General features: G+C 59.1%; 13 protein-coding genes. 8 read left to right on the top strand and 5 right to left on the bottom strand.

Annotation, left to right across the window (positions count from 1 at the left end):
* The first annotated feature begins 351 nt into the window (after positions 1-351).
* Positions 352-1263 (top strand): diguanylate cyclase, encoded by a 912-nt coding sequence (locus CYB_RS01650; protein WP_148202676.1) that lies wholly within the window; start codon positions 352-354, stop codon positions 1261-1263.
* Positions 1264-1284: 21 nt separating this feature from the next.
* On the opposite strand, the gene gcvH is transcribed toward CYB_RS01650, so the two are convergent.
* Both gcvH and CYB_RS01660 read right to left on the bottom strand, forming a co-directional pair.
* The gene (gene gcvH / locus CYB_RS01655; RefSeq protein ID WP_011432013.1) at positions 1285-1674 is read right to left on the bottom strand and encodes a glycine cleavage system protein GcvH; all 390 of its coding nucleotides are present in this window, start codon (positions 1672-1674) and stop codon (positions 1285-1287) included.
* Positions 1675-1755: 81 nt separating this feature from the next.
* On the bottom strand, positions 1756-2661 hold the full coding sequence (locus CYB_RS01660) for an alpha/beta fold hydrolase (RefSeq protein ID WP_011432014.1): 906 nt from the start codon (positions 2659-2661) through the stop codon (positions 1756-1758).
* Positions 2662-2803: 142 nt separating this feature from the next.
* Here CYB_RS01660 and CYB_RS01665 point away from each other — a divergent pair, with 142 nt between their 5' ends.
* From CYB_RS01665 to CYB_RS01685, 6 genes are all read left to right on the top strand, one after another.
* On the top strand, positions 2804-3751 hold the full coding sequence (locus tag CYB_RS01665) for an NAD(P)H-dependent glycerol-3-phosphate dehydrogenase (RefSeq protein ID WP_011432015.1): 948 nt from the start codon (positions 2804-2806) through the stop codon (positions 3749-3751).
* A gap of 276 nt (positions 3752-4027) precedes the next feature.
* Complete coding sequence (locus CYB_RS01670) at positions 4028-4393, top strand: response regulator (protein WP_011432017.1); 366 nt, start codon at positions 4028-4030, stop codon at positions 4391-4393.
* Between the two features lie 140 nt (positions 4394-4533).
* Positions 4534-5895 carry an RNA-guided endonuclease InsQ/TnpB family protein gene (locus tag CYB_RS01675; protein WP_011432018.1) on the top strand — a complete coding sequence of 454 codons (1362 nt, stop codon included), beginning with the start codon at positions 4534-4536 and terminating at the stop codon, positions 5893-5895.
* A complete protein-coding gene (locus tag CYB_RS15110) occupies positions 5888-6055 on the top strand; it encodes a hypothetical protein (protein ID WP_187147258.1) in 168 nt (55 codons plus the stop codon). Before CYB_RS01675 ends, CYB_RS15110 begins: the two co-directional genes overlap by 8 nt.
* A 169-nt stretch (positions 6056-6224) precedes the next feature.
* A complete protein-coding gene (locus CYB_RS01680; protein WP_011432020.1) occupies positions 6225-6431 on the top strand; it encodes a hypothetical protein in 207 nt (68 codons plus the stop codon).
* A gap of 40 nt (positions 6432-6471) precedes the next feature.
* Positions 6472-6699, top strand: coding sequence for a hypothetical protein (locus tag CYB_RS01685; protein ID WP_011432021.1), 228 nt, complete (start codon positions 6472-6474; stop codon positions 6697-6699).
* 153 nt (positions 6700-6852) lie between these two features.
* Here CYB_RS01685 and fba read toward each other — a convergent pair whose 3' ends face one another.
* Positions 6853-7932, bottom strand: a complete 1080-nt coding sequence (gene fba, locus CYB_RS01690) for a class II fructose-bisphosphate aldolase (RefSeq protein ID WP_011432022.1) — start codon at positions 7930-7932, stop codon at positions 6853-6855.
* Between the two features lie 375 nt (positions 7933-8307).
* On the opposite strand from fba, the gene CYB_RS01695 reads away from it, so the two are divergent.
* Complete coding sequence (locus CYB_RS01695; RefSeq protein WP_011432023.1) at positions 8308-8901, top strand: hypothetical protein; 594 nt, start codon at positions 8308-8310, stop codon at positions 8899-8901.
* Between the two features lie 35 nt (positions 8902-8936).
* Here CYB_RS01695 and murI read toward each other — a convergent pair whose 3' ends face one another.
* Together murI and CYB_RS01705 are read right to left on the bottom strand one after the other, a co-directional pair.
* The gene (murI, locus tag CYB_RS01700; RefSeq protein WP_011432024.1) at positions 8937-9800 is read right to left on the bottom strand and encodes a glutamate racemase; all 864 of its coding nucleotides are present in this window, start codon (positions 9798-9800) and stop codon (positions 8937-8939) included.
* A gap of 182 nt (positions 9801-9982) precedes the next feature.
* Entirely contained in the window at positions 9983-11839 is a 1857-nt protein-coding gene (locus CYB_RS01705; RefSeq protein WP_041436120.1) for an N-acetylmuramoyl-L-alanine amidase, read from the bottom strand.
* Between the last annotated feature and the right edge of the window lies 1 nt (position 11840).

An 11840-nucleotide genomic window follows, 5' to 3' on the forward strand; every position in this document is an offset into this window, starting at 1 on the left:
CATAGAGGAGAGAGCCTCTTCTCGAAATCAGGGAACGAGGGGCAAACCGAACCCGTTTTTTGAGTTATCCCGAAAAATACTTGGGATCCTGGGGAAATTGGGGTTTGCCATTGAGCTTCTTCCCACAGCTGGCCGATACAACCGCGCAGGCGGGATGGAATCCTCGCGTAGCTCTCAACTGAGGGCCTCACCGCGTGCGATGGTATACGATAAACTCCAGAGTTCCGCAAGTTTACAGATCAGAACCGGCGAGACATCCCTCGCTCACCCAAACACGGCCTGGGGAAAACCGACATAATACGGATATAACGAGTGCTTACTGCTAACCCGCACAATTCGTTGGGCCTCTCCATGCCTCTCGACCCTCTCTCTCAGTTGCCAGAGGAGCCAACCACTCAGATCCCCTTGGAGTTTTACGAGCGCAGACCCCAGCCTGAGGCAACTGCGGCCTTTCTGACGGTGCTCAGCGGCGCCAATGTGGGCATGACGTTTCCCTTGGCGAGGGGTGGAGTTTTGGGGCGCAGCCACCGCGCGGACATTCAGCTCTTGGATCACGCCGTCTCCCGGCAGCACTGTCGGCTGGAAAGAGAAAGTGAGGGTTATGTCCTCACCGACCTGGAGAGCCTCAACGGCACATATGTTAACGGCGAGCGCGTCAGCCGCGTTCTCCTGAAGGATGGAGATCGCATTCAAGTGGGGGCCAGCACCCTCAAGTTTGCCTACTACGACGCGGCAGAAGAAGCCTTCTTTTTGCAAATGGCCACTGCTGCCCTCTATGACCCGCTAACCGGTCTGTATAACCGACGTTTTTTCCTGAAGCAACTGGAGCTGGAGATCCCCTTTGCCCTTCGCCATCGCATTCCCCTCCACGTGCTCTATCTGGATTTGGATGGGTTTAAGCAAATCAACGACCGCTGGGGGCACTGGGCTGGGGATCAAACCTTAATCCAGGTGGCGCGGCGATTGCAAGCTCACGTTCGCCAAGACGATCTGGTGGCCCGCTTGGGGGGCGATGAGTTTGCCCTGCTGGTGCGCGGGATCCCGAACTCGCAGATCCTAGGGCTGGCAGAACGCTTGCGGCAGGCTGTCCAGACCCTGTTGGTGCAGGCGGGGACGGAGACCATCTCCCTAAGCTGCAGTGTGGGCATCGCCTCTCTGCTGGAGCTGGGAGAGGGAACTGACCCACAAAGTCTGCTGGCTGCTGCCGACAAGGCCCTCTACCAAGCCAAAGCTGAGGGGGGTAACCGAGAGACTTTGCTGTAGTTCAGGGCCAACTGCTGGAGTTTAGGATCCCTCTACCAAGCTGGCATAGGCTTCGGCACTCATGGTGTCTTCCAAGTCTTCGGGGTTGGCAATGCGCACCTTGATCAGCCAGCCATCGCCATAGGGATCGTCGGCAAGGCTTTCGGGGCTCTCCACCACCGCTGTATTCACGGCCACCACCTCTCCAGAAAGAGGGGCATAGAGATCTTCGACGGCTTTGACCGATTCCACCGAGCCAAAGCTTTCCCCTTTTTCAATCTCTGTCCCTTCTTCGGGCAAGCCCACGAAAACGATATCCCCCAGTTGATCGACGGCATAAGCCGTGATCCCAATCACCGCAATATCATCCTCAACATGGATGTACTCGTGGGTGTCCACGTAGCGCAGATGGGATGGATACTCCAGGGCCATGCCGGTTCTCCCATAAACTCAGTGGATTATTCTAGGGTCAACCCTTGAAGATGGTAAAGAGCGGATCCCAAGCCCGGCCCGCTAGAGAAACTCCATCAGCAGCCGATTGACCGTTTGCGGAGCTTCCTGCTGCGCCCAATGGCCGCATTCGGGGATGTACTCCTTGCGCAGGCCGTTGGGGAAAAAGGGATCCATCCCCTCGGTTAGCTCGCGGCTGAGGGCAAAGTCTTCTTCTCCCCAAATCAGCAGGGTGGGGGCGAGGATCTGCCGCATGGGCTGCAAAAACAGGTTCTGCAAGGTGGGCAGGTTAAACAGCTGGCGGTAGTAGTTGAGGGCAGAGGTGAGAACCTTGGGTTTGGAGAGGGCCTCTTGGTAGAGCTTGAGGTCGTGGCGGGTGAAGGCGCTTTTGCGCACCGAGGTTTCCTGGAAAATGCGGCGCACCCAATCTCCCAAATCCCACTGCAGCACCCACTCTGGCAGCCAAGGCAATTGAAAAAAGAACAGGTACCAACTGCGGCGCAGTTGATCCAAGTTGCTCAAGAATTCACGGCGAAAGCAGGCCGGATGGGGAGAATTGAGGACGGCCAGCTTGCGAATCTCCTCAGGAAAAAATTGCGCCCAGTGCCAGGCAATGGCTCCCCCCCAATCGTGGGCTACGACCACCGCTCTTCGGGCCCCAAAGTGGCTCAGCAAGCCGCGAATATCCTCGGTAAGGGTATCCAGGTCATAGCCGTGATCCGGTTTGTCGGAATCGTTGTAGCCGCGCATATCGGGTGCCACCACGCGAAACCGCTGCGCCAACACCGGAATCTGATGCCGCCAGGAGTACCAAAACTCCGGGAAACCGTGCAACAAGATCGCCAGCTCCCCTTCCCCTTGGGTGACGTAGTGCAGTTGAATGCCATTGGTAAGGGCATACCCGTGCTGCCAGGTTCCCATCTTGGCGGCTACCTCAGGAGGAAGGCGGGGGATCCCTGCTTCTGCCATGTCGTCTGCTCTCGAGCTAACCCATGATTTGGTATCCACCCATACTAACCTTTGTCGCCGGTCTTCCCTTTGCCGGCGCAGGCTTTTTGAGAGGCATCCTACGAAGAAAGCTTAAGAGAAAGTCTGCGGGTGAACAGATTAGATGAACACTAGCGCAGAAGGCCAAAGCCCAACATCCCCGCAAAGCGTTGCCATTTTGGGAGCCGGGGCTTGGGGAAGTACCCTGGCGATGCTGGCTCAGGGGCAAGGGCACCGGGTGCGGGTTTGGAATCGCCGCAAGGGCCTGGATTTGGCAGAAGTGCTCCAGGGATCCCAAATCCTCATCTCAGCCGTCTCTATGGCGGGGGTACGCCCTGTGGTGGAAGCGGTGCGCCAGGTGGGGATCCCACCGCAGGCAATTTTGGTCTCGGCCACCAAAGGGTTGGATCCACTGCAGCTTCTGACCCCTACCCAAATCTGGGGGGCCACTTTCCCGGAGCAGCCTCTGGTAGTGCTTTCGGGGCCTAATCTTTCGGCGGAGATCCGCCAAGGCTTGCCGGCAGCGGCAGTGGTGGCCAGCCGGGATCCCTGGGCCGCTGTGCAGGTGCAGTATGCCCTTTCCTCGGAGCGGTTCCGCCTCTATACCAGCAGCGATCCGCTGGGAGTGGAGCTAGGCGGCACCCTGAAAAATGTTATCGCCATCGCTGTTGGCGTGTGTGATGGCTTGCAACTGGGGGCCAATGCCCGTGCGGCTCTGGTTACCCGCGGCCTGGCAGAGATGATCCGGGTGGGATCCAAGCTGGGGGCACGGGCAGAAACCTTCAACGGCCTGTCGGGGTTGGGGGATCTGCTGGCCACCTGCCACAGCCGCTTGAGCCGCAACTACCGAGTGGGCTACGGGCTAGGCCAGGGCCAACCCTTGTCGCAGATTTTGGCGGAGATCGAGGGCACCGCCGAAGGGGTTTACACCGCTCCCGTCGTGGTCGAGATCGCTGCCCAGCACGGCATTCAGGTGCCCATCACCCAGGAAGTGCATCTGTTGTTGCAAGGGCAGACCACCCCCACCGCCGCCCTCACCCGCCTGATGGAACGTCAACTGACTTCGGAATAGGCTGCCTTCACTTCTCCCAAAGGAGGAGGGGGGTTTCTGGCATAACCGCAAATCTGCGGATGAGGAAAGTTGTTCCGCACTCTATCAGGATTTTTGCAGAGCAGGGAGATCCCAGAATGAGCGATTTGGCGGAGTTTTTTTTTCCAGAGTTTCCCTATGCTGCAGCTGTAGTTCTTCGACTTGTTCTTGCATCAACTCGGATCTCTCTGGCTCCGGGAAGGCGGACAGTAGGCCCGACAGGTTGGGCCAGGTCTTTGTTTAATTTTTTACAAAGTTATGTCCAAACGCATCCTGGTGATTGAAGACGAACCCTCCATCCGTACCTACCTGCAGAAGGTGTTGCAAAGAGCGGGGTACGACACGGTGGCGGCCACCGATGGAGAAGAGGGCTTGCAGATGGTGCGCACCCTGATGCCCGACTTGGTGTTGTGCGATGTGGTGATGCCCAAGCTGAACGGCTATGGGGTGCTGGATGCCCTGAGATGGGATCAGTCTACAGCTCACATCCCCTTCGTCTTTCTCTCCTCGAAAATCTCTCCCGAAGAGATTGAACAGGGGCTATGTTTTGGCTCCGATGCCTATCTGACGAAGCCCGTTGACCAGAAACGCCTGCTGAAAGCCGTTGCTGCCCAATTGTCTTGAGTTGACCAAAAGGCGCGGCAAGCCCCGTCCTTCAGGGCAGGGAAGGATAGCGCCGACCATAGCCGACGCCCTTTAAAAACGCAGTGCCGGCCATGTGAATATCGTTGTCATCACGCATAGGTCAAGAATACGATTGAGCGGTGCAACGACTTCAAGCCTTCAAGTACGAATTGCTGCCCAACAGCCAGCAGGAACGGCAGATGCGCCGCTTTGCTGGCTCCTGCCGGTTCGTCTACAACAAAGCACTGGCGTTGCAGAAGGAGCGTCACGAGCAAGGCCAGAAAAAGCTAGGCTATGCGGGCTTGTGCCAGCTGCTCACCGCGTGGCGCCACAGCGCAGATACGGCGTGGCTGGCGGATGCGCCGGTGCATCCGCTGCAACAGGCGCTCCAGGATTTGGAGCGAGCCCACAGCCACTTCTTCGCCCAGCGCGCCGGCTTCCCGAAGTTCAAGAAAAAAGGCCGGTCGGACAGTTTCCGTTATCCCGACCCCAAGCAAATCCAGCTGGACCAGGCCAACAGCCGCATCTTTCTGCCCAAACTTGGCTGGCTGCGTTATCGCAACAGCCGCGACGTGGTGGGCAAGGTCAAGAACGTCACCGTATCCAAGCACGCTGGCAAGTGGTTCGTGTCGATCCAGACCGAGCAGGAGGTTAATTGGCCTATTCCGCAGGGGGGCGCAGTGGGCATGGACATGGGCATTGCCCGCTTGGCTACCCTCTCGGACGGCACGTTCTACGCGCCCCTCAACAGCTTCAAGCGGCACGAGGCGCGCTTGCGCAAGGCCCAGCAAGCGCTCTCCCGCAAAGTCAAGTTCAGCAACAACTGGAAGAAGGCAAAAGCCCGCCTCCAGCGTATTCATTCTCAGATGGCCAACGCCCGCCGCGACTTCCTGCACAAGGTCTCGACCGCGATTAGCAAAAGCCAGGCAATCGTGTGCATCGAGGACTTGCGGGTGCGGAATATGTCCAAGTTGGCGGCAGGGACGGCAGATGCTCCTGGGAAGAACGTCCGCGCCAAGTCAGCGTTAAACAAAGCCATTCTCGACCAGGGGTGGTATGAGTTCCGCTGCATGCTGGAGTACAAGCTGGCCTGGAAAGGCGGCAGGCTCATTGTCGTGCCGCCGCAGAACCCGAGCCGCACCTGTCCATGTTGCGGCCATGTTTCATCAGACAACCGCCAGACCCAAGCCTGGTTCGAGTGCGTGGCGTGCGGCTATGAGAATAACGCCGATCGCGGCAGCGGGCCGGAGGCCTTTCGCGGCAGCGGGCCGGAGGCCTTTCGCGGCAGCGGGCCGGAGGCCTTTCTGGTCGGTGCCATCAACATCCTTGCTCGCGGGATACAGCTGTTGCGAGACGAAGGGCAGGACACGGCCGACGCTGCGGTCGGGATGCGGGTGGATCAACCACCCGTGTCAGCCCGGATGGCCTGTGGATCGAACTGCACGGGCGGTCGGAAGCAGGAACCCGCCGAGACGACTGCGCAAGGAGCCATCCATGCGTAGCGTGGTAGGAATCTCCGGCCTAAAGGCCGGGGAGGATGTCAATTTCCCAGTTTCACCCTCCTCTCTGGCTCAGCTTGGAGCCAATGGCCTCATCGGCAAACCCTTCAACGCCGCCACCCTGGCTGCGGACATCTGTGCTCTGCTGGGCTGGGATCCCTGACTCAACCCTGAACCCGCCCCAAAGACCCCTGGGATCCCACCGATATCCGCCAAATCGCGTAGAAGAAACGTACAAATTGCCTACGCAAATCCTCGATGTTTCTCTGTACTTCCACTGATCTCGAGGCTATGATAGGGGCATGAACGTTAGAAATACGGAGGAAAAACAGATGCAAGTCAGTGAAGATCTAACCCTGGACTACCGTACTTACCGCATAGCAGCCCTATTGAGCGAGAGCTTCTCTTTGGGAGCACTGCTGGGAGTATCCCTCAAGTGGCAGAACGATGTCTCCTCCGTGAATGAGCCGCGGCCCAGGGCTTCCCATCTTTCCCTGCAGGACATCGAGCAGCGCTACCTCACCTCTTGGCAAAGATAGTCTTCTCCCTTCAAAAACCATCTCTCAAACAGAACCAGCCATGAATACAAGTCTTGACTCTGTTACTCTGCCCTCCAGCATCCAAGAAATCGTGGAGCAGGTGTTCCGCAGCAGCTTCCTCAGCTTGGGCCAAGAGAACCGCATCAATGAGCTGCTCTTTCAGCGGCGCTACTCTGAGGCTGACCTGGAACTGTTGGACTGCCTAAGCTTGGCGTTGCTGAACCATCAAATTGAGACGGAAAAACGTTCTGCGGCAAAAGCTGCCTGACCCCCAAAACGCATCAAGTTCCTCCAAAGCAAAAGGGGATCCCAGCTGGATCCCCTTATTTGTCCAATCTGAGTCCAGTGACCTAGCTGATCTCCAAGGAAAACCCTGGAAGCGCCCCGGCAAGCATTCTAGAGTTCTTGCAGGATGTGGGGACTAGACCGCAACGGTCTTCTTCACCTGAGCCGCCAAAGCTCCAGAAGCATACTTGGCTGCCATCTCATCCAAGGTAACCACCGGAACTTTGGTGCCATGGCCAGCACAGCCGAAGGCAATGTAGCGCTCAGCACAGACTTTTTGCATTTCCTTGATGGAAGGCTTGAGGAAGTGGCGGGGGTCAAACTCTTTCGGATTCTCGGCCAGAGCGCGGCGCACGGCAGCTGTGATGGCCAGGCGGTTGTCGGTGTCGATGTTTACTTTGCGCACTCCATTTTGGATGCCCCGCTGAATTTCTTCCAGCGGCACACCGTAAGTCTCGGGAATGGAGCCGCCGTATTCGTTGATGATGTCGATCAGCTCCTTGGGCACCGAGGAGGAACCGTGCATCACCAGGTGCGTGTTGGGCAGGCGGCGGTGGATCTCAGCAATGCGCTCCATGTCGAGGATGTCACCAGTGGGCTTCCGGGAGAACTTGTAGGCGCCATGGCTGGTACCAATGGCTACGGCCAGCGCATCCACCTGAGTTCGCTCCACAAAGTCCACCGCTTGGTCGGGGTCGGTGAGGAGTTGGTCATGGCTGAGCGCCTCTTCCGCGCCGTGGCCATCTTCCGCTTCCCCACGGCCCGTCTCCAGGGATCCCAGGCAGCCCAGTTCCCCTTCCACACTCACCCCGATTGCATGAGCCACTTTCACCACCTCGGAGGTAACGGCCACGTTGTACTCGTAGCTGGCCGGGGTTTTGGCATCTTCCTTGAGGGATCCATCCATCATGACGCTGGTGAAGCCGTTGCGGATGGCGGAATAGCAGGTAGCCGGGCTATTGCCGTGGTCTTGGTGCATGGCGACGGGGATGTGGGGGTAGGTCTCCACTGCCGCCAGGATCAGGTGCCGCAGAAAGTTCTCGCCCGCATACTTGCGTGCCCCTCGAGAGGCTTGCAGGATAACGGGGCTGTTGGTTTCATGGGCTGCCTGCATGATTGCTTGGATCTGCTCCATGTTGTTGACGTTGAAGGCAGGAATGCCGTAGCCATGTTCGGCGGCATGATCCAGTAGCGTCCGCATTGCAACGAGAGCCATCGGTTACCTCCTGAGGTGCTGACCTAGTGGGTATGAGATTTGCTTACCGTTGATCTTAAGATACTTTTTACGTTTTGGCGGATAAGCCGCCGGGGATCTGCGTATCTTGCCGAGGGATCCTTGCAGCTATTGGCCGTGATGCTCGCGCTCAGGCGCAACAGGCGCACCGACATCTTCAGATACAGTGGGGAAGGGCAAGACTGTTGGGCGCTTGCATCGAGGATGGTTCTGCCCATGCCCGCTCAATTTATCTCTTAGTCTCTCTAATTCTACTGTGGTGTTTTTGTGTTGTTTGCCCGGAGGAATGGGAACGTGCGTTGCAATCGCTGGCCGGTCTTGGGTGTAAAGCCAACAAGGGCTCTCTGGGGTAGTTGGGTGCAAGGAACCGGTTTGGCAATGGCCTGTTGGGCGACGGGCCTTCAGTTGGCAGCTTGGGGGATCCCTGGGCAATCTCCGGATCAGGTGGCGGCCTGGGTGAGGGACAATCCTGTGCTGCGGCCCCGTCCGGGCGAAACCCTGAACATCAACCGAGTGGAGCCGGATGGATCCCGTTTTACGTTCTTGGCCTCGGTGGCTCCGCCAGGACGGATCATCAACCCGCTGGATCGGGAGACGATTCGCTCGGAGCGGATGACGTTCTTTCGCCCCCAAGGACTGACAGCAGAGGATCTCTTTCGAGCCATTCGCGACGTTTATGGGCCGGAGATCGCCGCCGATCTGGATCAGGCGGTGGAGGTGATTCGCTACCCGTCCCCAGAAGCTCTGGCAAGCAGTCCGGGCTATACCTTGGCCCTTGCCATCCAAGGGGTGGTGCTGCGGGGAAACCAATTTATGTACTGGCTGGAGCTGACGCAAAACCCCGATGGCCGCGTGCAGCAGGGGCAGGTGTGGGTGTTCCAAGAGGAATGGCTTCCCAAAGTGGAGGGGGAGCTGGCGGAGCGCTTCCCCTTGCAGGTGATGACCCGTTGAGGGGCCCCCAATCTTTTCCCCAAGAAGAGAGGCGTTCAGGGACGGAGGAAAGCCGGCAATTCCACCCGCTCTACCTGGGGCCGAAAGCCCAACCAAGGAGTGGCCAACTGGGCAAATCGCTCTGGATCCCCGCTCACACAGAAACGGTGGGGTTCCTCCTGGGCAGCGGTCGAGGGGCGGCGCAAGCCCCATAAGCTCAATTCGCGGGCCAGGGATCCCACCAGCGCCATCCCTGGATCTACCCGTTTGACCGAGGACGGCAGCAAAGGCTTCAGGATTGGATCCAGCAGGGGGTAGTGAGTACAGCCATAGACAAGAGTATCGATCCCCTGTTGCAACAGCGGTTGCAGGTAGCGTTCAGCCGCCTGTCGCAGAGCAGGGCTATCCAGCCATCCGGCTTCAATGAGAGGGACGAACTCAGGGCAGGCCTGCTCCCAACAGTAAACGGGGTACGGAAAACGTTTGGGATCCAGAGCGCTGTACTCTTGAATGGCTCTTGAGTAAGCGCGACTCTTGACCGTGGCCACCGTGGCGAGCACCCCAATGCGGGATCCTTGGGCCAGTGCTGCCTGGGCGCCGGGTAGGATCAACCCCAGAACGGGCAGGGCAAACTCCTGCCGCACGTGGTCCAGAGCCAAGGCCGAGCTGGTATTGCAGGCCATCACCACCAGCTTCACCGGCTGTGCCTGCATCCATGTCAGAATTTGCCGCACAAAGGCCAGGATCTCCTCTGGCGAGCGTTCCCCATAGGGCAACCGCGCTGTGTCGCCGAAGTAGATGAGCCGTTCCTGGGGGAGCCGGCGGCGTAAGGCTCGCCAAACCGTCAGCCCGCCCAAGCCGCTGTCAAACACCCCAATTGGCCAACTGGGATCTGGCTCTGATTTCCACTCCCACTGCATGCTCCGTTCTCCTCAACACCTTGGCCTAAGCTGCTGTATCCTACCCTGCTTTCGAGAATCTCGGCGACAGATTCCCTGCCTTCCCTCTGAGATCAACTGGGCCAACTGGATCGTCAATTCGATCAATTTCAATTAAGGATCAATTGAGAGATCCGATAGACATGAACAAGCTCAGCCAACGGCTAGCGACTGCGCAAGAAAGTCTCAATGCCATCGGCAATGGCCCGCGCCAAGAGAGCCTGATATTCGGCAGTAGCCAATTTTCGCCCTTCGGTTGGGTTGGTTACGTATCCCAACTCCAGCAGCACGGAGGGCATACCCACAGGTGTTTCCCGCACCACAAAAAAGCGGGCTCGTCTCACCCCCCGGTCAGCAGCACCGGTGGCCCTGACCAAGCTGCGGTGCAAGATGGCGGCCAGCTCGGCGCTATCGGGTCGCAGGTAATAGGTCTCGATGCCGTGAATGCCGGAGCGATCCAGGGCGTTGGCATGAATGCTCACCAGCAGGGCAGCATTGGCCTGAACGGCCATATCCACCCGCGGTTGCAGCAGCACTTCCCGGTCATCGGTGCGGGTCATCACCACCCCGTACCCCCGCTCCTGCAGCAGTCGTTGCACCTGGTGGGCAACGGAGAGCACGATGTCCTTCTCCTGGATCCCATCTACCCCGATGGCACCGGGATCCCGTCCCCCGTGGCCGGGGTCGATGGCAATGACCGTCCGGTTCAGAGATTGGGGGGTGGAAGGGGAGGCAGGGCCGGGCGTCTGCGGCTGAGGTATTGGTGGAGGAGCATTCAGAGGTCGCAGCTCCAAGGTAATGCGGCGGGATCCCTGGCCGGGGTTGGGCTCGAAGACATTGAACTCCTCGGCGGGCTGCACCAGAATGCTGACCGTGCGGGCATCTTCCTGGACAAAGCGGATCCGCTCCACCGGCCCTCCAACCGGCAAGCCGGGATCCGGCATAGACTGGGGCAGGCGCGCCGGCGCCACATTGATGCGGTAGCCGCCACTCTCGGGATCCCAGCCGGCCCGGTAGAACATGAATCCATCGGCGCTGATGATCAACTGGTTGCCCTGGAGCTGAACCGATTGCAACGTGGCCAGCGGCCCACTGCTGTTGACAGAGCTGACCTCGGGCAAAAGGCTGGCCTGGGCAGCACCCCCGGCAGGCTGGATCCAGATCCCACCTCGCTGTGGGTCGTAGCGGGCTTCCCAGTCGCCACCGGAGGAATCCACATCCAGCACTACCCGAGCAACGGTGGGCTCAAACTGCCCGATACGCAGCCGCGAAACCCCCAGACGGTTGATGACATAAGCTCGCTGGGTGAGGGCAGGGCTGAGGGTGGTGTTGAGAAAATCCACCACTACCCGATCCGGATCGAGGATGCGCCGCACCGTAGTGGAGGGGCTGCCTTGGGTACGGATAAAAAAGCCTTCTGCTTGCGGGGATACCTCTAAAATTTGATGGCCGGAGCGAGGAGATGGGGTGGGTGCCGGGCGTCGGGGAGGCAGTGTCGGCAAAGGCGGGGACGGCGGGAAGGGATCCCTGGAACCTCCCAATAAGCCGACAGATGAAGGGGGAGAAGAAGAGAGAGATCCGGCCTGGGTGAGTTGAACAGCCCAGCGGGAGGGGCCGGCAGTGAGCAGTTGCAGTTGGTTGAGGCTGAGAGGCTGATCCGGCTGCAGATACAGCACAAAGCGGGTAATGGTATCCGTAAGCTGGCTAATCTGCAGAGAGGTGACACGGCCTGCAAAGGTCTGGGTCTGGGGCTCCCGTCCGAAGCGGGTGTTGGGAAAATCCAGCACAACCCGAGGCGGATTCTGCAGCACGAACAGAAAAGGCCGCACCTCGCCCTGGGTGTTAACTTCCAGCCGCCCCTGCTGGGGGTCGTAGTACCAACGCTCAATGCGCGATAAACCTGGGGCTGTAATCGCCTGAGCCTGGACAGATTCCGGGGGAAACAGCCCTGCCCCCGCCAAGCTCAACAGCAGCATCGCCCCCCATATCTGCCTTGACCCCGGCTTGCCAAATTCGGGCATG

This window comes from Synechococcus sp. JA-2-3B'a(2-13), assembly GCF_000013225.1.
Taxonomy (GTDB): Bacteria; Cyanobacteriota; Cyanobacteriia; order Thermostichales; family Thermostichaceae; genus Thermostichus.